This is a genomic window from Isoptericola variabilis 225 (genome assembly GCF_000215105.1).
GTDB classification, from domain to species: Bacteria; Actinomycetota; Actinomycetes; order Actinomycetales; family Cellulomonadaceae; genus Isoptericola; species Isoptericola variabilis_A.
Map to the genome: position 1 here is coordinate 2,511,514 of NC_015588.1, position 21,863 is coordinate 2,533,376.

The 21,863-nt window shown below is 74.0% G+C and carries 17 protein-coding genes and 1 tRNA gene; 5 read left to right on the plus strand and 13 right to left on the minus strand.

Features of this window, described 5'->3' with window-relative positions:
• Positions 1–7: 7 nt before the first annotated feature.
• From atpB to ISOVA_RS11650, 11 genes are all read right to left on the minus strand, one after another.
• Complete coding sequence (gene atpB / locus ISOVA_RS11600; RefSeq protein ID WP_013839416.1) at positions 8–877, minus strand: F0F1 ATP synthase subunit A; 870 nt, start codon at positions 875–877, stop codon at positions 8–10.
• Between the two features lie 161 nt (positions 878–1,038).
• Positions 1,039–1,488 carry a Cg1360 family ATP-synthase-associated protein gene (locus ISOVA_RS16810; protein ID WP_013839417.1) on the minus strand — a complete coding sequence of 150 codons (450 nt, stop codon included), beginning with the start codon at positions 1,486–1,488 and terminating at the stop codon, positions 1,039–1,041.
• Positions 1,485–2,750: a glycosyltransferase family 4 protein gene (locus ISOVA_RS11610; protein ID WP_013839418.1), complete on the minus strand. Its 1,266-nt coding sequence runs from the start codon at positions 2,748–2,750 to the stop codon at positions 1,485–1,487. The genes ISOVA_RS16810 and ISOVA_RS11610 overlap by 4 nt, the downstream gene beginning before the upstream one ends.
• Complete coding sequence (locus tag ISOVA_RS11615; RefSeq protein WP_013839419.1) at positions 2,747–3,454, minus strand: L-threonylcarbamoyladenylate synthase; 708 nt, start codon at positions 3,452–3,454, stop codon at positions 2,747–2,749. The genes ISOVA_RS11610 and ISOVA_RS11615 overlap by 4 nt, the downstream gene beginning before the upstream one ends.
• A 41-nt stretch (positions 3,455–3,495) precedes the next feature.
• Positions 3,496–4,440 carry a peptide chain release factor N(5)-glutamine methyltransferase gene (gene prmC, locus ISOVA_RS11620; RefSeq protein WP_013839420.1) on the minus strand — a complete coding sequence of 315 codons (945 nt, stop codon included), beginning with the start codon at positions 4,438–4,440 and terminating at the stop codon, positions 3,496–3,498.
• Positions 4,433–5,521 carry a peptide chain release factor 1 gene (prfA, locus tag ISOVA_RS11625; RefSeq protein ID WP_013839421.1) on the minus strand — a complete coding sequence of 363 codons (1,089 nt, stop codon included), beginning with the start codon at positions 5,519–5,521 and terminating at the stop codon, positions 4,433–4,435. The genes prmC and prfA overlap by 8 nt, the downstream gene beginning before the upstream one ends.
• A gap of 160 nt (positions 5,522–5,681) precedes the next feature.
• On the minus strand, positions 5,682–5,900 hold the full coding sequence (gene rpmE, locus ISOVA_RS11630) for a 50S ribosomal protein L31 (protein ID WP_013839422.1): 219 nt from the start codon (positions 5,898–5,900) through the stop codon (positions 5,682–5,684).
• A gap of 153 nt (positions 5,901–6,053) precedes the next feature.
• Positions 6,054–8,024, minus strand: a complete 1,971-nt coding sequence (rho, locus tag ISOVA_RS11635; protein WP_013839423.1) for a transcription termination factor Rho — start codon at positions 8,022–8,024, stop codon at positions 6,054–6,056.
• A 269-nt stretch (positions 8,025–8,293) separates the two neighbouring features.
• Positions 8,294–9,301, minus strand: coding sequence for a homoserine kinase (gene thrB / locus ISOVA_RS11640; RefSeq protein ID WP_013839424.1), 1,008 nt, complete (start codon positions 9,299–9,301; stop codon positions 8,294–8,296).
• Between the two features lie 34 nt (positions 9,302–9,335).
• A complete protein-coding gene (thrC, locus tag ISOVA_RS11645; protein ID WP_013839425.1) occupies positions 9,336–10,445 on the minus strand; it encodes a threonine synthase in 1,110 nt (369 codons plus the stop codon).
• Between the two features lie 2 nt (positions 10,446–10,447).
• On the minus strand, positions 10,448–11,800 hold the full coding sequence (locus ISOVA_RS11650; RefSeq protein ID WP_013839426.1) for a homoserine dehydrogenase: 1,353 nt from the start codon (positions 11,798–11,800) through the stop codon (positions 10,448–10,450).
• 222 nt (positions 11,801–12,022) lie between these two features.
• On the opposite strand from ISOVA_RS11650, the gene ISOVA_RS17515 reads away from it, so the two are divergent.
• On the plus strand, positions 12,023–14,698 hold the full coding sequence (locus tag ISOVA_RS17515) for a S8 family serine peptidase (RefSeq protein ID WP_013839427.1): 2,676 nt from the start codon (positions 12,023–12,025) through the stop codon (positions 14,696–14,698).
• A 155-nt stretch (positions 14,699–14,853) separates the two neighbouring features.
• Here ISOVA_RS17515 and lysA read toward each other — a convergent pair whose 3' ends face one another.
• Both lysA and argS read right to left on the minus strand, forming a co-directional pair.
• Positions 14,854–16,224: a diaminopimelate decarboxylase gene (gene lysA, locus ISOVA_RS11660; RefSeq protein WP_013839428.1), complete on the minus strand. Its 1,371-nt coding sequence runs from the start codon at positions 16,222–16,224 to the stop codon at positions 14,854–14,856.
• The gene (gene argS / locus ISOVA_RS11665; protein ID WP_013839429.1) at positions 16,221–17,906 is read right to left on the minus strand and encodes an arginine--tRNA ligase; all 1,686 of its coding nucleotides are present in this window, start codon (positions 17,904–17,906) and stop codon (positions 16,221–16,223) included. The genes lysA and argS overlap by 4 nt, the downstream gene beginning before the upstream one ends.
• 112 nt (positions 17,907–18,018) lie before the next feature.
• Here argS and ISOVA_RS11670 point away from each other — a divergent pair.
• The 4 genes from ISOVA_RS11670 (at position 18,019) to ISOVA_RS11685 (ending at position 21,854) form a co-directional block, all read left to right on the plus strand.
• Positions 18,019–18,091, plus strand: a tRNA-Arg gene (locus ISOVA_RS11670).
• A gap of 168 nt (positions 18,092–18,259) precedes the next feature.
• Entirely contained in the window at positions 18,260–19,777 is a 1,518-nt protein-coding gene (locus ISOVA_RS11675) for an MmgE/PrpD family protein (protein WP_013839430.1), read from the plus strand.
• Entirely contained in the window at positions 19,777–20,706 is a 930-nt protein-coding gene (prpB, locus tag ISOVA_RS11680) for a methylisocitrate lyase (protein WP_013839431.1), read from the plus strand. The genes ISOVA_RS11675 and prpB overlap by 1 nt, the downstream gene beginning before the upstream one ends.
• Positions 20,703–21,854 carry a bifunctional 2-methylcitrate synthase/citrate synthase gene (locus tag ISOVA_RS11685; protein WP_013839432.1) on the plus strand — a complete coding sequence of 384 codons (1,152 nt, stop codon included), beginning with the start codon at positions 20,703–20,705 and terminating at the stop codon, positions 21,852–21,854. The genes prpB and ISOVA_RS11685 overlap by 4 nt, the downstream gene beginning before the upstream one ends.
• Positions 21,855–21,863: the final 9 nt, after the last annotated feature.

Here is a 21,863-nt window from a genome sequence, read left to right on the forward strand (position 1 = left end):
CCGAGGGTCAGTGCTCCTCCTCCAGCGACAGGTTGATGTAGACCGCGGCGAGCAGGGCGAAGATGTACGCCTGCAGGCCGGCGACCAGCAGCTCGAACGCCGTGAAGGCGAAGCCGCCGACGAGCGACAGGGCGGCGAACGCCTTCATCGCGGGGGCCGCCTCGAACACGAAGTAGTGCGTCGCCGCGAAGGCCAGGACCAGCATGATGTGGCCGGCGATCATGTTGGCCGCGAGTCGCAGGGCGAGCGAGCCCGGGCGGATGATCAGGAGCTGGAGCAGCTCGATCGGCATCACGATGACGTAGACGAACTTCGGGATCCCCGGCGGGAACAGGTTGTTCTTGAGGTAGTTCCCGAGGCCGTGCTGCCGGATGCCGACCCACCAGTAGGTCGCGAAGACCCACAGGGCGAGGACGAGCGGCAGGCCGATGCGCGACGTGCCGGCGAGGTTGAGGCCCGGGACGAGACCCGTGAGGTTGAACGCGAGGATCGTCAGGAAGATCGTCGTGAGCATGGGCAGGAAGCGCTTGGCGTGCTCCTTGCCGAGGATCTGCTCGGCGACCTGGACCCGGACGAAGTCCAGGATCATCTCGACGACGTTCTGGAAGCGGCCCGGTACGAGCTTCGCGCGGCGGGCGGCCACGACGAAGACGGTCAGGAGCACCGCCGTCGCGATGACGCGGATGATCCAGATGCGGTCGATCTGGAACGGGGTCCCCTCGAAGAGGATCGCCGGCGGGAAGAAGTCCGTGATGGACGGCGCGTGGAAACCGCCCTCACCCTCGGAGGCGGCGAGCAGGCTGGGGGTCGCTGACGTGAACAGGAGGACTCCCGGAGGTCGATAGGTCCGAGCGTGCGACCACGCGCACGCGGGCACGCCGTCGGACCTGGGCCGTCATGGATTTCGCGAGTAGCCTACCCGATGATCGGCAGTGGTCCGACACCGGGGCGGGCCGTTCGTGGCCGGAATCTCGCGGCTTGTGAACGAGGGCACTTGTCGCCCGCCGTCCCGGCGGTGCCGGAGCGAGGCGCGGCGGCTCAGGGCTGGACGTACGGCACGCGGCCGCCCTTGACGGCCCGGTAGTCGAGCAGCGCGGAGCCGACGGCGCCCAGCGCGAGCACGACGAAGAGCACGTACCGGTCGTAGAAGTCGGCGCCGCGCAGGACGGCGAGCACGACGACGAGCACGACGACCTTGGCGATCCACGTGCCCATGACGAGGCCCGCCATCGCCGCGGGGCTCGAGCCGACCGAGCGCATCATCGACCAGATCGTCGTGGCGCAGAAGAACGCGGCGAGCGCCGCCCCGATCAGGGCACCCCAGACGCCCGCGGTCCCGGACAGCAGCGCGCCGACGACGACGCCCAGCACGAGCAGGCCGCCGACGAGCAGCAGGGTGTCGCGCAGCGCCCGGCGCAGGACGGCGCGCTCGGCGCTCGTGCGCTCGGCGTCGCGGGCGGGCTCGGGTGACGGGGTGGGCGTGGTCATGACGCGCGTCCTTCTCGGGTCGGTCGGGCGGGTGCGTGGTGCGGGGGCAGGGCGGGAGGTTCGTCCGCCGGCAGGAGCGGGCCGGCAGTCTCGGCGGCGCCCTGCCCGGCGGGAGGGCCCACGGCGGGCAGTGCGCCCGACGCGACGTCGTCGTCGAGGAACCGGCCGCGCGTGCGCAGCGGGCCGAGCGTGAGGAGCAGCGCGACCACGACCGCGACGACGAGCCACGCGAGCACGACCTGCCACCGCCATCGCACGAGCGCGGCGGCGCCGAACGCGAACACCGCGGTCCACACGTAGAGGATGAGCACCGCGCGGCGGTGCGAGTGGCCGAGCGCGAGCATGCGGTGGTGCAGGTGCATGCGGTCGGCGTGGAACGGGGACTTGCCGGCGGCGACGCGGCGCACGACCGCCATGGCCATGTCGAGCAGGGGCAGCAGCACGACGGCGAGCGGCAGCAGCAGCGGGAGGAACAGCGGGGCACGCTGCGCACCGGACAGGGCCGCGTCGCTCACCGTCGGGTCGATCTTGCCGGTCACGGAGATCGCCGCGCCGGCGAAGACCAGACCGAGCACCATCGATCCGGAGTCGCCCATGAAGATGTGCGACGGGAAGAAGTTGTGCGGCAGGAAGCCGAGGCACGCGCCGACGAGCACGGCCGCCATGAGCGCCGCGAGGCTCGAGAAGTCGTCGGGGCTCGCCTGCTGCGTCAGGCCGTAGGTGTACAGGAAGAACGCCGCGCCGCCGATGGCGATCATGCCCGCGGCGAGGCCGTCGAGCCCGTCGACGAAGTTGACCGCGTTCATCGCGACCACGACCACGAGGATCGTCGCCGCCAGCGAGAGCCGGGCGGAGTTGATGTAGAGGCCCTCGGGCGTGGGCAACGAGGTGAGCTGCACCTGCTGCACCGCCATGAACCCGGCCGCGAGCACCTGGCCCGCGAGCTTGGTCATCCAGTCGAGGTCCCACACGTCGTCGAGCCACCCGAGCAGGCACACGATGGCCGCCCCGCCGACGATGCCCCAGACCTGGCGGTCGAGGAACACGTCGTCGAGGAACTCGAGCTGGGACGCGAGCAGCACGGCCACGACCATCCCGAGCAGCATCGCCAGGCCGCCGAGCCGCGGCGTCGGCTGCAGGTGCACGTCGCGCGAGCGGACCGCGGAGATCGCGTTGGTGCGCACCGCGAGCCAGCGCGCGCCCGGGGTGGCCAGGTAGGTCACCGCCGCGGCGACGAGCATCAGCAGGACGTACGTCCTCACCCGGCGGCCCCGGTCTCCTCGTCGGACGTGGTGCCGGCCGTCGCGCCGGCGTCCTCCTGCGGGGGCTGCTCGCCGACGCCGAGCACGGGCGCGACCTCGCGCAGCGCCTCGAGCGAGACGGCGCCCTGGCGCACGACGCGCAGGTGCTCGCCCGTCGCGTCGACGATCGTCGAGGCCACTCCCCCGGTCACCGGGCCGCCGTCGAGGTAGCACGCGACGGCGTCGCCCAGCTGCACGCGCGCCTCGCCGGCCTCGAGCGCGGCCGCCTGGCCGCTCTTGTTCGCGCTCGAGACCGCGAGCGGCCCCGTCCGGCGCAGGAGGGCCAGCGCGGCCTCGTGGTCGGGCATGCGCAGCGCGACCGTGCCGTGCGTCTCGCCGAGGTCCCACTGCAGGGACGGCTGCGAGCGCAGGATGATCGTGAAGCCGCCGGGCCAGAACGCCTCGACGAGCCGGCGGGCGTCGTCGGGGACGTCGGTCGCGAGCCCGTCGAGGGTCCGCGCGTCGGGGACGAGGACGGGCGGCGGCATCTGGCGGCCGCGGCCCTTGGCCGCGAGGAGGGCCGCGACGGCGGCCGCGTCGAACGCGTCGGCGGCGATGCCGTAGACCGTGTCCGTGGGCAGGACGACGAGGCCCCCACGGGAGATGGTGTTGACGGCCTCGTCGATCGCGGGTCCCCACGAGTTCGGGTCGGTGACGTCGTGCACGCTGCTCACGGGGGTCAAGTCTGGCACGTCTCGCAAGGCGCTCAGGTCGTGCTGTGGACCGCGCGGCGCGCGACGACCATGCGCGGCCTGCCGGTGAGGTCGGGCAGGGTCGCCGCGGCCTCGAACGCGCGGGAGCCGGGTCCGACGGCGGGGTCGGGCGTCGCGTCGACCATCGCCCGCGCGGGCGCGTCCTGGACCTCGGCGTGCTCCATGGCGTAGAGGCCGCCGGGCCGCAGGAGCCGGGCCGCGGCGGCGGTCACGCCGCGCGGGACCTCGAGGCCGTCGGGCCCGAGGCCGTAGAGCGCGACGCCCGGGTCGTGCACGGCGACCTCGGGGTCGCGCGGGACGGCGTCCGGCGGGACGTAGGGCGGGTTGGACACGACGACGTCGACCGTGCCGTCGAGGTCGTGCAGCGCGGTGCGCGCGTCCCCGCGGACGAGCGTCACGAGCGGCTCCCGCGCCCCCGACGCCCGCGAGACGGCGTCGACGTTGCGCCGCGCCCAGGCGTGCGCGGCGGCGTCGAGCTCGACGGCGTGGACGCGCGCACCGGGCACCTCGGTCGCGACCGCGAGCGCGATCGCACCGGTTCCGGTGCACAGGTCGACGACGACGGCGCTCCCCCGCTCCGCGACCACCCGGGCGGCCTCGTCGACCGCCACCTGGGCGACCTCCTCGGTCTCGGGGCGCGGCACGAAGACGCCCGGCCCGACGGCCAGCTCGAGGTGGCGGAACGGCGCGGTCCCCGTGAGGTGCTGCACCGGCTCCCGCGTGGCGCGGCGCGCCACGAGCGCCGCGAACGCCGCCGCGGTGCCGTCGTCGGGCAACGGGGAGTCGAGGATCGCGAGCCGGCGCAGCTCGGCGCGCTCGACGCCGAGCGCGTGCGCGAGGAGGACCTCCGCGTCGACGCGCGGGCTGGGCACGCCCGCAGCGGCGAGCCGCTCGGCCGCGCGGCGCAGGAGCGCGGAGGGCCGCAGGTCGTCAGGCATCGGCCGCGGCCGCGAGGCGGGCCGCCTCGTCAGCCTCGATCGCCGACCGCACGACGGCGTCGAGGTCGCCGCCGAGCACCTGGTCGAGGTTGTAGGCCTTGTAGCCGGTGCGGTGGTCGGCGATGCGGTTCTCGGGGAAGTTGTAGGTCCGGATGCGCTCGGAGCGGTCGACCGTGCGGACCTGTGAGCGGCGCAGGTCCGCGGCCTCGGCGGCCGCGGCCTCCTGCTGCGCCGCGAGCAGCCGGGCGCGCAGGACGCGCATGGCCTGCTCGCGGTTCTGCAGCTGCGACTTCTCGTTCTGCATCGACACGACGATGCCCGTGGGCAGGTGCGTGATGCGCACCGCCGAGTCCGTCGTGTTGACCGACTGCCCGCCGGGGCCCGACGAGCGGAACACGTCGATGCGCAGGTCGTTCGGGTCGATCTCGACCTCGCCCGGGTCGTCGACCTCGGGGAAGACGAGCACGCCGGCGGCCGACGTGTGGATGCGGCCCTGCGACTCGGTCACCGGCACGCGCTGCACGCGGTGGACGCCGCCCTCGTACTTGAGGCTGGCCCACACGCCGTCGGCCGGGTCCTCGAGCGAGCGCGCCTTGATCGCGACCTGGACGTCCTTGTAGCCGCCGAGCTCGGTCTGCGTCGCGTCCAGCACCTGGGTGCTCCAACCGCGGCGCTCCGCGTAGCGCAGGTACATGCGGAGCAGGTCGCCGGCGAACAGGGCCGACTCCTCGCCGCCCTCGCCCGCCTTGATCTCGAGGATGACGTCGCGGCCGTCGTCCGGGTCGCGGGGGATCAGCACCTGGCGCAGGTGCTCCGCCGCCTCCTTCTCCGCGGCGCGCAGCGACGGGAGCTCGGCGGCGAAGGACTCGTCCTCGGCGGCCAGCTCGGCCGCGGCCGCGGCGTCGTCGCGCGCCGACTCCCACGCCCGGTACGCGCGCACGACGCGGTTGAGCTCGGCGTAGCGACGCCCGAGCGTGCGGGCGCGGGCCGCGTCGGCGTGGACGCCCGGGTCGGCGAGCGCGCGCTCGATCTCGGCGTGCTCGGCGAGCAGCGGTGCCGCGGCGGCGAACGAGTCGGTCATCGGGTCTCCGGTTCCGGCGAGGTAGCGCGTCCCTGCGCGAGGTAGCGCGTTCTCGCGCGACGTAGCGCGTGCACGCCCTGGACACAGCAACAGCGCCGGTGGTCCGACGTCCGACTGCCCCTGGAGAGGTTGTCGGCGGACCACCGGCGCTGCGTGGACGCTACTTGTTGCCGGGCTTCTTGGCGTAGCGGGCCTGGAACCGGGCCACGCGGCCACCGGTGTCGAGGATCTTCTGCTTGCCCGTGTAGAACGGGTGGCAGGCGCTGCACACGTCGGCGTTGATCTTGCCGGACGTCTGGGTGCTGCGCGTCACGAAGGTGTTGCCGCAGGTGCAGGTGACCTCGGTGACGACGTACTCGGGGTGGATACCGGACTTCATGATGCTCCTTGGTGTGATGCCGCCGGGTCGCCCCGCAGGACAGCGGGCCGTGAACCGGCAGGCCGACGAACCATTGTGCCAGAACGCGAGCGCGCCCCAGAAATTCCCGTGTCAGAAGCCTGGTGGGACCAGGCCCACCAGGCTTCTGACACGTCAGACCGTCTCGCCCGGGCGGCGGTCGTCGGTGAGACCGGCCGGCGTCGTCTTCTGCACCTGCAGGAGGAACTCGACGTTGGTCTTGGTCTCCTTGAGCTTGCCGATGAGCAGCTCCGCCGCCTGCTGCGTGTCGAGCGCGCCCATGACGCGACGCAGCTTGTAGACGATCCCGAGCTCGTCCTTCGACATGAGGATCTCCTCGCGCCGCGTGCTCGAGCCGTTGACGTCGATCGCCGGGAAGATGCGCTTCTCCGCGAGCGAGCGGGACAGGCGCAGCTCCATGTTGCCCGTGCCCTTGAACTCCTCGAAGATCACCTCGTCCATCTTCGAGCCGGTCTCGACGAGCGCGGTGGCGAGGATGGTCAGCGAGCCGCCGCCCTCGATGTTGCGGGCCGCGCCGAAGAACTTCTTCGGCGGGTAGAGCGCCGCGGCGTCGACACCACCGGACAGGATGCGCCCCGACGCCGGCGCAGCCAGGTTGTAGGCGCGCGACAGGCGGGTGATGCCGTCGAGCAGCACGACGACGTCCTGGCCCAGCTCGACGAGACGCTTGGCACGCTCGATCGCGAGCTCCGCCACGAGCGTGTGGTCCGACGCGTGGCGGTCGAAGGTCGAGGCGATGACCTCGCCCTTGACGGAGCGCTCGAAGTCGGTGACCTCCTCGGGACGCTCGTCGACCAGCACGACCATGAGGTGGACCTCGGGGTTGTTGGCCGTGATGGCGTTGGCGATCTGCTGCATGATGATCGTCTTGCCGGCCTTGGGCGGCGCGACGATGAGGCCGCGCTGGCCCTTGCCGATCGGCGCGACGATGTCGATCACGCGCGGGGTCAGGCGCGTCGCCTCGGGGTTCTCCAGGCGCAGGCGCTCCTGCGGGTACAGCGGCGTGAGCTTGGTGAACTCCGGCCGCTGGCGCGCCTCCTCGGGCGACATGCCGTTGACCGAGTCGAGGCGCACGAGCGCGTTGAACTTGCCGCGCGGGTTCTTGCCGCCGCCCTGCTGCTGCGGCTCCTCGCCCTCCCGCGGCTGGCGGATCGCGCCGACGATCGCGTCGCCGCGGCGCAGACCCGCCTTCTTGACCTGGTTGAGCGAGACGTAGACGTCGTTCGACCCGGGCAGGTAGCCGCTCGTGCGCACGAACGCGTAGTTGTCGAGGATGTCGAGGATGCCGGCGACGGGCAGCAGGACGTCGTCCTCGCGCACGTCGACGATCTCGTCGAGGCCCGTGACGTCGGGCGCGCCGCCGCGGCTGCGGTTGCGCTTGCGGTCGCGGCCGCGGTCACGGCCACGACGACGGCGCGAGCCGCGCTCGTCGTCCTGCCGGCGCTGCTGGTCGCCGTCGAGGCGACGCTGCTGCTCGGCCTGGCCGCCGTTCTGGCCGCCGTTCTGACCGTCCTGGCGGCGCTCGGCCGGGTTCTCGCGCCGGTCGCCGCGCTGCTCGTCGCGGCGCTGGCCGCGCTCGCGCGGGGCGGCGACGGCCTCGGCGAGCTGCGCGAGGCGCGCCTCGCGGTCCGCGTCGGACGCCGGGGCGCCGTCGGAGTCCTGGTCGCGCCCGCCGCGGGCCGCGACCGCGACGTCGAGCGTCTCGGTGCGGGCCTCGCCGGCCTCGGCCGAGCCCGCGCCCCGGGTCGCGCGGCGCGGGCGGCGCTGCGCCGGCTGGCCCTCGGCGGGGGCGTCGGTGCGCACGGCCGGCGCGGCGGTCGACGCCGCGGCGACGGGCGTGCTCGCGCTCACGAGCGGCTCCCCCGCGGCGGCCGGCGCAGGCGCCTGGCGGGCGGCGGCAGGTCGCGACGCTGCGTCCTGCTCCCCGCGCCCGGCGCGGATCGCGGCCTGCAGGTCGCTCTTGCGCATCTTCGAGGTGCCCTTGATGCCCATCTGGGCGGCGAGCGCCTGGAGCTCGGCGAGACGCATCGAGCTCAGGTTCCCGGACACGGCGGTGCCGTTCCGGCTGTCGGTGGTGTTCGTCACGAAGGACCCTTCCCCCTCGTATGCGGCCCGTTGTCTGTGGAGCGGGCCGGGGTGGCTGTCGTCCGGCGCAGGGAGCACCGGGACGCGTGAACCTCGCGCCATTGGCTACGACGACGTCGGCTGACGGGGGCTCGTGTCCGCCTTCTTGCAGGACGGTCGCGGCGGGTGCGCCGCGTCGAGCCCGGCGCGCGGCACCTCGGACTGCGGGTACGCACGAACTTCCGTGCGGGGCAGGTGGGGGTGGCGCCGTCGTGGTCGATCCCGAAGGCTCACTGCATCGTACCACCCCACGTCGCGCCTCCGGCAGGGGTCGCACGCCCGCGACCGGGCGTGTCGCGGGTCGCGCCGGGGCCCTCGAGCACGCGCCGGGCCCGCGCGCCCTCGGCGTCGATGCCGGGGCGGAGCGCACGCCAGCCGGCGACGTCGTCGACGAGCTCGGCGAGAAGGGCGTCGAGGACGGGCGTCTGCTCCGCCGTCGTCAGCGCGAGCACCGTGGGACCGGCGCCCGACACGGTCGCGGCGACGCCCTCGGCGCGCAGCGCGCGCAGCAGCTCGGCCGACGCCGCCATGACGCCGGCGCGGTAGTCCTGGTGCAGGCGGTCCTCGGTCGCGTCGAGCAGGAGCTCGGGCCGGCGCGCGAGCGCCTCGACGAGCAGCGCGGCGCGTCCGGCGGTGAACGCGGCGTCGGCGTGCGGCACCTGCGCGGGCAGGACGCCGCGCGCGCGGCTCGTCGCGAGGCGCGCCTCGGGGACGAGCACGGTCGCCTCGATGCGGGCGTCGAGCTCGAGGTCCACCGCCCGGGGACCGTCGGCCGACTGCCACGCGACGGTCGCGCCGCCGCGGATCGCCGGTGCGGCGTTGTCCGGGTGCCCCTCGAACTCGGTGGCGATCCGCAGCACCGCCGTCGCGTCGAGCGCGTGGGGGTCGGCGAGCAGCGCCCGCGCCGCGACGACGCCCGACACGACGGCGGCGGCCGACGAGCCGAGCCCGCGCCCGTGCGGGATCCGGTTGGCGCACCGCAGGTGCAGGCCCGTCAGGGGCGCACCCGCGAGCTCGAGCGTGTGCCGCAGGGCGCGCACCACGAGGTGGTCCTCCCCCGTCGGCACCTCGCCCGCACCCTCGCCGACGACGTCGACGACCACCTCGTCGCTCGCGACGAGCCGCACCTCGAGCTCGTCGTGGATGCCGAGCGCGAGGCCCAGCGCGTCGAAGCCCGGCCCGAGGTTCGCGCTCGTGGCGGGCACCCGGACGACCACGTGGTCGGCACCGAGCTGCATGTCCCCTCCTGCCCCGTGGCCGGTCGCGCCGGCCTCAGCCGAGACCGAGCGCGTCGGCGATCGACACGACGTCCGCGCTCACGCGGGTCGGGACGACCTCGGAGCCGTCGGCCGTGCGCAGCGCCCAGCCCGGGTCCTTGAGCCCGTGCCCGGTCACGGTGACGACGACGCGCGCGCCCGCGGGCACGAGGCCGCGCTCGGCGCGGTCGAGCAGGCCCGCGACGCCGGCCGCGGACGCGGGCTCGACGAACACGCCGACCTCGCTCGACAGCAAGCGGTGCGCGGCGAGGATCTGCTCGTCGGTCACGGCCTCGATGACGCCGCCGGAGTCGTCGCGCGCGGCCTCGGCCTGCTGCCACGACGCCGGGTTGCCGATGCGGATCGCGGTCGCGATCGTCTCCGGCTGGTCGACGGGGTGCCCCTTGACGATGGGGGCCGCGCCGGCGGCCTGGAAGCCCCACATGCGCGGGGTGCGGCTCGCGACGGCGGTCGGGGCCGCCCCCGGACCGGTCTCGCTCGTGGCGACGCCCGCGTACTCGAGGTAGCCCTTCCAGTAGGCCGTGATGTTGCCGGCGTTGCCCACGGGGAGCGCGTGGATGTCCGGCGCGTCGCCGAGGACGTCGACGACCTCGAAGGCCGCCGTCTTCTGGCCCTCGATCCGGTCGGGGTTGACCGAGTTCACCAGCTCGACGGGGTGGACCTCGGCGAGCTTGCGGGCCGCGACCAGGCAGTCGTCGAAGTTGCCGTCGACCTGGAGCAGCTGCGCGCCGTGGGCGATCGCCTGGCTCAGCTTGCCCATCGCGATCTTGCCGTCGGGGACGAGCACCGCGCACACCATGCCCGCGCGCGCCGCGTAGGCGGCGGCGGACGCGGAGGTGTTACCCGTCGAGGCGCACACGACCGCGCGCGCCCCGCGGCCCGCGGCCGCCGAGATGGCCGTCGTCATCCCGCGGTCCTTGAAGGACCCCGTCGGGTTCATGCCCTCGACCTTGACGTACACCTCGGCGCCCGTGCGCTCGGACAGCGCCGGCGCCGGGACGAGCGGGGTCCCGCCCTCGCCGAGCGTCACCACCTCGCGCGTCACGTGCTCGGGCAGGCGCTCGGCGTACTCGCGGATCACGCCGCGCCACTGGTTCGCCGGCATGGTCAGACTCCCTCGACTCGCAGGACGGACGTGATCTCGCGGACCGGCTCGAGCCCGTCGAGCGCCGCGACCGTCGCGGCGAGCGACGCCTCGCGCGCCGCGTGGGTGGTCAGCAGCAGGCTCGCGGTCCCGGTGCCGGTCGCGTCGGCCGGCGGCTCGCCGGCCGTCTGCCGCACGGTGTCGATCGAGACCCCGTGGTCCGCGAGGACCCCGGCCACCTGGGCGAGCACGCCCGGCCGGTCGGCGACGACCATGCGCACCTGGTACCGGGTCACGGCCGCGTCCGCGGGCAGCACGGGCAGCGACGCGTACGCCGACTCGTGGGGACCCTTGCCGCCGACCAGCTTGTCGCGCGCGGCCGAGACCAGGTCGCCGAGCACCGCCGACGCCGTGGGCCGCCCGCCCGCACCCTGGCCGTAGAACATGAGCGAGCCCGCGCCGTCGGCCTCGACGAAGACCGCGTTGAACGCGCCGCGCACGGCGGCGAGCGGGTGGTCGAGCGGCACGAGGGCCGGGTGCACGCGCACCGAGACGCCCTCGTCCGTCTGCTCGGCGATCGCGAGCAGCTTGACCACGTGCCCGGTGCGCGCGGCCCACGCGACGTCGTCGGCCGTGACGGACGTGATCCCCTCGCGCGCGACCTGCCCGATCGAGACGCGCGTGTGGAACGCGAGCGAGGCGAGGATCGCGGCCTTGGCGGCGGCGTCGAGGCCCTCGACGTCCGCCGTGGGGTCGGCCTCGGCGTACCCGAGCTCCTGCGCCTCCTTGACGGCCTGCGCGAGCTCGAGACCGTGCGTGGCCATCTGGTCGAGCACGTAGTTGGTCGTGCCGTTGACGATCCCGAGGACGCGGCGCACGTGGTCGCCGGCGAGCGACTCGCGCACGGGCCGCACGATCGGGATCGCGCCCGCGACGGCGGCCTCGAACGACAGGTCGACGCCCGCGGCGTCGGCGGCCTCGAACAGCGACGGCCCCTGCTCGGCGAGCAGCGCCTTGTTGGCGGTGACGACCGAGGCGCCCCCGTCGATCGCGCGCCGGATGAGGGTGCGCGCGGGCTCGATGCCGCCCATGACCTCGACGACGAGGTCGGCCTCGTCGACGAGCACCTCGGCGTCCTCGGTCAGCAGGTCGGCCGGGATGACGGTGCCGACGCCGTCGCGCGGCTTGGTCACGTCGCGCACGGCGACGCCGACGAGTTCGAGCGGCGCGCCCGCGCGCGCGGCGAGGTCGTCGGCGTGCTCGAGCAGAGCCCGGGCGACCTGCGTGCCGACGACGCCGCAGCCGAGCAGGGCGACGCGCAGCGCACGCGTGGCCGAGGCCGGGGACGGGTCGGACGCCGGGGTGTGGGCGGGCACAGGTCCACCTTCGATCGGGGTGCCGGGACGGGGGTCAGGATAGCCGTGCCGGACGACCCGTGACCGGGCCGTCCGAACGCGACGCGGACCGGCGGACGGGCGGCGCGCTCTCGTCACGATCTGGTCACGGTCCGGCGGCGGAGTGCGCCCGGGGCAACTCTGTGTCACATCTCACCCCTATGGTGTGCGCCACACCTTCCCGACAGTGAGGAGCGTTGGCGCATGACCGTGCGACGACACCCATCCCTCGCGGCTCTCGCCGCGCTCGGCATCGTCACGGCGGCCGTCGCCGTGCCGGGCGCGGCCATGGCCGACGACGCCGACGGACCGACCTACCTGGCGCCGGTCCACGACGCGCCCGCAGGCGACGACACGACCCTGGTCAACGAGACCACGGGCCGCTGGTTCGTCGAGCTGGCCAGCCCGCCGTCCGCCCAGGGCACCGCGAAGGCGCGGATCGCCCGGGAGCAGGCGGCCTTCCGCCAGGCCGCGCGCGCGGCCGGCGTCGAGTACACCGAGACGCGCTCGTTCGACACGCTGTTCAACGGCTTCTCGATCGAGATGGGCAGCGCGCAGCTGGGCAAGCTCCGCGCCACCCGGGGCGTCGAGGCGATCTACCCGATGGTCTCCTTCTCGGTGCCGGAGCCGCAGACGGCCTCCGGTCCCGACATGGCGACCGCCCTCGGCATGACCGGCGCCGACGTCGCGCAGTCCGAGCTGGGCCTCACCGGCGCCGGCGTCAAGGTCGCCGTGATGGACACCGGCATCGACTACCAGCACCCCGACCTCGGCGGGCCGGGCGCCTTCCCGACCGACCGGGTGGCCTACGGCCACGACTTCGTGGGCGACGCGTACGACGCGAGCTCGACGGACGCCGCGAAGCGCGTCCCGCGGCCCGACCCCGACCCCATGGACTGCCAGGGTCACGGCACGCACGTCGCCGGCATCGTCGGCGCGGACGGCGAGGTCCGCGGCGTCGCGCCCGACGTGACGTTCGGCGCGTACCGGGTCTTCGGCTGCGACGGCTCGACCGACGCGGACATCATGATCGCGGCCATGGAGATGGCCCTCGCCGACGGCATGGACGTGCTGAACATGTCGATCGGCTCGGCGTTCACGTGGCCGACCTACCCGACGGCGACGGCGTCCAACGCGCTGGTCGACGCCGGCATGGTCGTGGTCGCGTCGATCGGCAACAGCGGCGCGTCCGGCGTGTACTCGACGGGCGCCCCGGGCACGGGCGAGAAGGTCATCGGCGTCGGCTCGGTCGACAACACGCACTCCCGCGCGAAGGCCGTCGTGGCGAACCCGTCGGGGGCGAAGGTCGCCTACACCGAGCTCGGCGACGTGGCCCCGCCGCCGACGTCGGGCGAGACGGACGAGCTCGTGTACGTCGGCCGCGGCTGCCCGTCGCTCGGCGACACGCTCGCCGCGGACCCGGCCGGCAGGACGGCGCTCCTGGTGCGCGGCGACTGCGCGTTCGAGGAGAAGTACGCGACGGCCGCCGCGGCCGGTGCGACCGCCGTCGTGATCGCCAACAACACGCCCGGCATGTTCAGCGGCGGCGGCGTGGTGGACCGCGGGATCCCGGGCATCGGCATCTCGCAGGCCGACGGTACCGCCCTGCGCGAGCAGATCGCGGCGGGCGCGAGCGTCACGCTCACGTGGACGGACGAGGAGATCCTCGTCGCCAGCCCGACGGCGGGCCGCAAGAGCTCGTTCAGCTCGTACGGCCTCGCGCCCGACCTCACCCTCAAGCCGGACCTGGCGGCGCCAGGCGGCAACATCTACTCGACCTACCCGCTCGCCAAGGGCGGTCACGCGACGCTCTCGGGCACGTCGATGGCGGCGCCGCACGTCGCCGGGGCCGTCGCCCTGCTGCTCGAGGCTCGTCCGGACCTGGCCGCGCCCGCCGTGCGCGACCTGCTGCAGAACACGGCCGACCCGGTCATGTACAACGCGTCGTACGTCGAGACGGTGCACGGCCAGGGCGCCGGCCTCGTCGACGTCCCGGCCGCGCACGCCGCCACGGCGGGCGTGACCCCGGCGAAGCTCTCGCTCGGCGAGAGCGAGACGGGTCCCGTGACGACCACGCTGACCGTGACGAACGACGGCGACGCCGAGGTCACCTACGACCTGTCGAGCGTCGAGGCCCTGAGCACGGGCGGCAGCACGTTCGCGCCCGGGCTCTACCTCGCGGCGGCCGACGTCGCCTTCTCGGCCGACACGCTGACCGTGCCGGCCGGCGGCTCGGCGCAGGTCGACGTGACCGTCACCGCCCCGGGCGCGCCGCAGTCGCTGCAGCTCGTCTACGGCGGCTACGTGGTCCTGACCGGTGACGACGGCTCCGAGCTGTCGGTGCCGTTCGCCGGCTTCGACGGCGACTACCAGGGCATCCGGGCGATCACGCCGATCGGCACGGGCGAGAACCAGGTGGACCTGCCGTGGCTCACGCGCCTCACGGAGTGCGCCGGGTTCATCGGGCTCGACTGCGTCGACCCGGCGGGCAGCTACGAGAAGGCCGACGGCGAGTCGTTCTCCCTGCGCTGGGTCGACGGCCTGCCCGACTACCCGTACGTCGTCGCGCACCTGGCGCACCAGGTCGAGGACTTCGAGCTCTACGTGGTCGACGCGGCCACGGGGAGGACGAGCCCGACGTTCGCGATGGCGGCCGACCTGGGCGCGCTGGCACGCAACGGGTCGGCGGGCGCGTTCCACGCGTTCGTCTGGGACGGCACGGTGACGCGGGCGAACGGGAGCGGCAAGCAGGTGACCCGCCCCGCGGGCGACGGTGACTACCGCCTCGAGATCCGCGCGCTCAAGGCGAACGGCGACCGCTCGAACCCGGACCACTGGGAGACCTGGACCTCCCCGGTGTTCACGATCGACCGGGACTGACGCCGGCGAGGTAGCGCGCCCCGCGCCGAGGTGGCGCAAGGCCCCACGCTCACCGAGCGTGGGGCCTTGTGCGTGCGCTACCTCGGCGCGGCGTGCGCTACCTCGGCGCGGCGTGCGCTACCTCGGCGCGGGGTGCGCTACCTCGGCACCCGGGGTCAGCCCTGGTCGAGCGCGAGCAGGTCCTCGACGGTCTCGCGCCGCACGAGCACGCGCGAGGCGCCGTCGGCCACGGCGACCACGGGCGGGCGCGTGAGCAGGTTGTAGTTCGACGCCATGGAGCGGCCGTACGCGCCCGTCGCCGCGACGGCGAGCAGGTCCCCCGCCCGCACGTCGCCCGGCAGCATGACCTCGTGCACGACGATGTCGCCGCTCTCGCAGTGCTTGCCGACGACGCGCGCGAGCACCGGCGCGGCGTCGGACGTCCGCGACACGACCTCCGCGTGGTACTGCGCCCCGTAGAGAGCCGGCCGGATGTTGTCGCTCATGCCGCCGTCGACCGACACGTACGTGCGCACGCGACCGTCGTCGAGCGCGACCGGCTTGACCGTGCCGACCGTGTACAGCGTCAGGCCCGCCGGGCCGACGATCGCGCGGCCGGGCTCGATCGAGATCCGGGGCAGGCGCGTGCCGAGGTCGGCGCAGACAGCCGCGACCGCGGCGGCGACGTCCTTGGCGACCCGGTCCGGGTCGAGCGGCACCTCGCCCGGCAGGTAGGCGATGCCGTAGCCGCCGCCGAGGTCGACCTCGTCGACCAGCACCCCGGTGCGCTCGGCGAGCTCGGCCCGCAGGCGCAGCACGACGCGGGCGGCCGCCTCGAACCCGGCGGGGTCGAGGATCTGCGAGCCGATGTGCGAGTGGATGCCGAGCAGGTGCAGCTCCGGCCGTGCGACGACGGCGAGCAGGGCCCGCATCGCCGGCGCGTCCCCGCCCTCGGGGCCCGGGGCGACCGAGAGCCCGAACTTCTGGTCCTCGTGGGCGGTCGAGATGTACTCGTGGCCGCCCGCGTGCACGCCCGTGGTCACCCGGACCATGACGGGCGCGACGACGCCGCGCGACGCCGCGAGGTCGGCCACGCGCTCGACCTCGACCAGCGAGTCGACGATGATGCGGCCCACGCCGGCGTCGAGCGCGGCGAGGATCTCGGCGTCGGACTTGTTGTTGCCGTGCAGCCCGATCGCCTCGCCCGGGACGCCGGCGCGCAGCGCGACGGCGAGCTCGCCGCCGGACGCGGTGTCGACGCGCAGGCCCTCCTCGCGCGCCCAGCGCGCGACCGCCACGGTGAGCAGCGCCTTGCCCGCGTAGTAGACGTCGACGCCGGTGCCGACCTCGGCGAACGCCGTCTCGAACGCCGACCGGTACGCGCGGGCGCGGGCGCGGAAGTCCCCCTCGTCGAGCACGTAGGCGGGCGTGCCGTGCTCGGCCGCGAGGTCGCGGACGTCGACGCCGGCGACCTCCACCGCGCCGTCGTCGCGACGACGCACGCCGGCCGACCACGGCACGCCGACGGCGGAGGTACCGCCCGTCACATCCGCTCCGGGGCGCTCACGCCGAGCAGGTGCAGGCCGTTGGCGAGCACCTGACGCACGGCGTCGTTGAGCCACAGGCGGGTGCGATGCGTGTCGGTCACGTCCTCGTCCGGGTACGGCAGGACGCGGCGGTCCTTCTGCTGGTACCAGGTGTGGTAGTCGCCCGCGAGCGCCTCGAGGTAGCGCGCCACGCGGTGCGGCTCGCGCAGTTCGGCGGCCTGGGCGACGACGCGCGGGAACTCGTTGAGGCGGCCCAGGAGCGCGGCCTCGGTCGGGTGGTCGAGCAGCGACGGGTCGAACCCGTCCTCGCGGCGCACGGCCCGGTCGGCCGCGTTCCGGTCGACGGCGCACGTGCGCGAGTGCGCGTACTGCACGTAGAAGACGGGGTTCTCGTTCTTCTGGCTCGCGAGCAGGTCGAGGTCGAGGTCGATGTTCTGGTCGACGGACGAGCGCGCGAGGGAGTAGCGGGCGGCGTCGACCCCGACCGCGTCGACGAGGTCGTCGATCGTCAGGACCGTGCCCGCGCGCTTCGACATGCGCACCGGCTGCCCGTCCTTGACGAGGTTGACCATCTGGCCGATCAGGATCTGCAGGTTCTTGCGCGGCTCGTCGCCGAACGCGGCGCACACGGCCATCATGCGGCCGATGTAGCCGTGGTGGTCGGCGCCCAGCATGATGATGACCTCGTCGAACCCGCGCTCGCGCTTGTCGAGGTAGTAGGCGATGTCGCCCGCGATGTAGGCGGCCTCGCCGTCCGACTTGATGACCACGCGGTCCTTGTCGTCCCCGAACTCGGTCGTGCGCAGCCAGATCGCGCCGTCGGCCTCGAAGACGTGCCCCGCCTCGCGCAGCCGCGCGATCGCGCGCTCGACCGCGCCCGACTCGTGCAGCGAGTCCTCGTGGAAGTAGACGTCGAAGTCGACGCCGAACTCGTGCAGGGACGTCTTGATCTCGCCGAACATGCGCTCGACGCCGCGCGCGCGGAAGACCTCCTGCGCCTCGGCGTCGGGCAGCGTGCGCGGGTCGGGCTCGCCGGCCGCGAGCGCGTCGGCGACCACCGCGTCGGCGATCTCGGCGATGTACGCGCCGCCGTAGCCGTCCTCGGGCGCCTCCTGGCCCCGGGCGCGCGCGAGCAGCGAGCGGGCGAACCGGTCGATCTGCGCGCCGTGGTCGTTGAAGTAGTACTCGCGCGTCACGTCGGCGCCCGAGGCCTCGAGCACGCGGGCGAGCGAGTCGCCGACGGCGGCCCAGCGGACGCCGCCGATGTGGATCGGGCCGGTCGGGTTGGCCGAGACGAACTCGAGGTTGACCTTCTTGCCGGCCTCGGAGTCGTTCCGGCCGTACTCCGCGCCCGCCTCGACGATCGCGCGGGCGAGCCCGCCCGCGGCGGCGGCGTCGAGCGTGATGTTGAGGAAGCCCGGGCCGGCGACCTCGACGGCCTTGACGCCCGCCGTGGCGCCGAGGCGAGCGGCGAGGTCCTCGGCGAGCGCGCGCGGCGTCGTGCCGGCCTTCTTCGCGAGCTGGAGCGCGACGTTGGTGGCCCAGTCGCCGTGCTCGCGCTGCCGCGGTCGCTCCACGTGGACCGACGCCGGGACGGCGTCGGCGGGCAGGGCGAGGGTGCCGTCGGCCACGGCCGCGGCGAGGGCAGCGCTGAGTGCTCTCGAGAGCTCGTCGGGGGTCACCGGGCGATTCTACAAGCGCCGTGTTCACCCCGGATGTGCGCTGCGGCCCCCCGTTCCTGGTAGTCTCGTGCACCGTGCCGACGGCATACGACTCCGGTCTGCCGCGGTGCCCGCGCCTGTAGCTCAGTGGATAGAGCGTCTGCCTCCGGAGCAGAAGGTCGGGGGTTCGAATCCCTTCAGGCGCACGCTCTCCAGGACGGGCGGGTTCGCGACGGCGGACCCGCCCGTCCTGCGTTCGGCCTACCGAGCGCGGTCGCTTGGCCGGTGTGACCTGCACGCGTTAGGTTCCATGGGCAGCCGTCGACGACGACGTCGGGCGGCGACGAATCCCCGCGACCCGGAGGACAGCCCGCATGATCGACCACACCGTCCGCGTCTACCGCTCGACCGAGGCGCTCCCCCGCCCCGAGCAGCTGGCCTGGAAGATCGCGGAGGTGGCGGCGGAGCAGCTCGACCCGACGCCCGAGGTCACCGACATGGTGATCAACCGCATCATCGACAACGCGGCCGTCGCGACGGCGTCGCTCGGCCGGGCGCCGATCCTCGCGGCGCGCACGCAGGCGGAGGCGCACCCCGTGTCGCGCGGCGGCGCGGGCGCGACGATCTTCGGCAGCCCCGAGCGCACGAGCCCCGAGTGGGCGGCGTGGGCCAACGGTGTCGCGGTGCGCGAGCTGGACTACCACGACACCTTCCTCGCGGCCGACTACTCGCACCCGGGCGACAACATCCCGCCCGTGCTCGCCGTCGCGCAGCACCTGGGGCGCTCGGGCGCCGAGCTGGTGCGCGGCATCGTGACCGGCTACGAGATCCAGGTCGACCTGGTCAAGGGCATCAGCCTGCACAAGCACAAGATCGACCACGTGGCGCACCTCGGCCCGTCGGCCGCGGCGGGCATCGGCACGCTGCTCGGGCTCGACACCGAGACGATCTACCAGGCCGTCGGCCAGGCGCTGCACACGACGACGGCCACGCGGCAGTCGCGCAAGGGCGAGATCTCGACCTGGAAGGCGTACGCGCCCGCGTTCGCCGGGAAGATGGCGATCGAGGCCGTCGACCGCGCGATGCGCGGCCAGACGAGCCCGAGCCCGATCTACGAGGGTGAGGACGGCGTCATCGCGTGGCTGCTCGACGGGCCCGACGCGCGGTACACCGTCCCGCTGCCGGAGCGCGGCGAGCCACGGACGGCGATCCTCGACACGTACACCAAGGAGCACTCGGCCGAGTACCAGGCGCAGGCGTGGATCGACCTCGCCCGCCGCCTCGGCACCGAGAACCCGTGGCTGCGCGACCCGGCGAACGTGCGCTCCGTCGTCCTGCACACGAGCCACCACACGCACCACGTCATCGGCTCGGGCTCCGGCGACCCGCAGAAGTACGACCCGACGGCGAGCCGCGAGACGCTCGACCACTCGATCCCGTACATCTTCACCGTCGCGCTGCAGGACGGGACGTGGGACCACGTCGCGAGCTACGCGCCCGAGCGCGCGGGCCGTCCGGACACGGTCGAGCTGTGGCGCAAGGTCACCACGACCGAGGACCCGGAGTGGACGCGCCGCTACCACTCGGCCGACCCGTCCGAGAAGGCGTTCGGCGGCCGCGTCGAGATCGAGCTGTCCGACGGCGGCAGGATCGTCGAGGAGATCGCCGTCGCCGACGCGCACCCGCTGGGCGCGCGCCCGTTCGCGCGCGACCAGTACGTGCGCAAGTTCCGCACGCTCGCGGCGGGCGTCCTGGCCGACGACGAGGTCGAGCGGTTCCTCGACGTCGCGCAGCGCCTGCCCGAGCTCACGGCCGACGAGCTCGCCGGTCTCACCGTCACGCCCGCGCGCGACCCGCTCGCGGACCAGCCCCGCACCCCCGGGATCTTCTGATGCTCTACTCGACGACGACGCCCGCCGCCAAGCGCGCGACGTTCCGCGAGCGCCTGCGCTCCGGGGAGCTGCTGCAGCTGCCCGGCGCGTTCAACCCGCTCGCCGCCCGGCTGATCCAGGACAAGGGGTTCGACGGCGTCTACGTCTCGGGCGCGGTCGTCGCGGCCGACCTGGGGCTGCCCGACGTCGGGCTCACGACCCTCACGGAGGTCGCGACGCGCGCCGGCCAGATCGCGCGCATGACGGACCTGCCGACGCTCGTCGACGCCGACACGGGGTTCGGCGAGGCGATGAACGTGGCCCGCACGGTCCAGACCATGGAGGACGCCGGCGTCGCGGGCCTGCACATCGAGGACCAGGTCAACCCCAAGCGGTGCGGCCACCTCGACGGCAAGCAGGTCGTCGACGACACGACCGCGCTGCAGCGCATCCGCGCGGCGGTCACGGCGCGGCGCGACGAGAACCTCCTCGTCATGGCCCGCACCGACATCCGTGCCGTGGCGGGGCTGGACGCCGCGATCGACCGGGCCCGGGCGCTCGTCGACGCCGGCGCGGACGCGATCTTCCCCGAGGCCATGCGCGACCTGGGCGAGTTCGAGGCGATGAAGAACGCCCTCGACGTGCCCGTCCTGGCCAACATGACCGAGTTCGGCAAGAGCGAGCTGTTCACCGCCCGGCAGCTCGCCGACGCCGGCATCGACCTCGTCATCTACCCCGTGTCCCTGCTGCGCCTCGCGATGGGCGCGGCCGAGCGCGGCCTCGACGCGCTGCGCGCCGAGGGCTCGCTCGCCTCCCAGGTCGAGCACATGCAGACCCGGGCACGCCTCTACGAGCTCGTCGACTACGCGGCGTACGGCACGTTCGACGCCGGCGTCTTCGACTTCTCGCTCGACGACAACCTCCACCACGGCGCGAAGGAGCACCGATGAGCCAGCCCACCGGCCTCGCCGAGCAGCCCGAGGTCCGCAAGGGCCTCGCGGGCGTCGTCGCCGACGTCACCTCGATCTCCAAGGTCAACCCGGAGACCAACTCGCTGCTCTACCGCGGCTACCCCGTGCAGGACCTCGCGGACACGCAGCCGTTCGAGGCGGTCGCCTACCTGCTGTGGCACGGCGAACTGCCGACGGCGGACCAGCTCGCCGAGCTGCGCGCGACCGAGCGCGACCACCGCGCGCTCACCGACGACGTGCGCGCCGCGATCGACCTGCTCCCCACCGACGCGCACCCCATGGACGAGGTCCGCACCGCGGTGAGCGTCATCGGCGCGCGCGAGGCGGCCGGGCTCTCGGCGCTGGAGGCCGGCGGCAACCCGGAGGAGAACCTGGCCCGCAGCCTGCGGCTGTTCGCCGCGCTGCCCGCGATCGTCGCGTACGGGCAGCGGCGCCGGCACGGCCAGGACGTCGTCGCACCGCGCGACGACCTCGACTACTCGGCGAACTTCCTGTGGATGACGTTCGGCACCGAGCCCGAGCCGCTCGTCGTGGACGCGTTCAACCGCTCGATGATCCTGTACGCCGAGCACTCGTTCAACGCCTCGACGTTCACGGCGCGCGTCATCACCTCGACGCTGAGCGACCTGCACTCCGCCGTCGTCGGCGCGATCGCCGCGCTCAAGGGCCCGCTGCACGGAGGGGCCAACGAGGCCGTCATGGAGACGCTCGCGGAGATCGGCTCCGCCGACCGCGTCCCGGCGTGGCTCGACGAGGCGCTCGCCGCCAAGCGCAAGATCATGGGCTTCGGCCACCGCGTCTACAAGCACGGCGACTCGCGCGTGCCGACCATGAAGGCCGCGCTCGACACGCTCGTCGAGCACTACGGCCGCCGCGACCTGGCCGACCTCTACGGCGCCCTCGAGTCGGAGTTCGTCGAGCGCAAGGGCATCTACCCGAACCTCGACTACCCGTCGGGCCCCGCGTACCACCTCATGGGCTTCGACACCGCGACGTTCACGCCGCTGTTCGTCGCCGCGCGCGTGACGGGCTGGACCGCGCACGTCATGGAGCAGCAGGCCGCGAACTCGCTCATCCGGCCGCTGTCCGCGTACGTCGGGCCCGAGGAGCGCACGGTCCCCCGGTAGCCGTCGCCG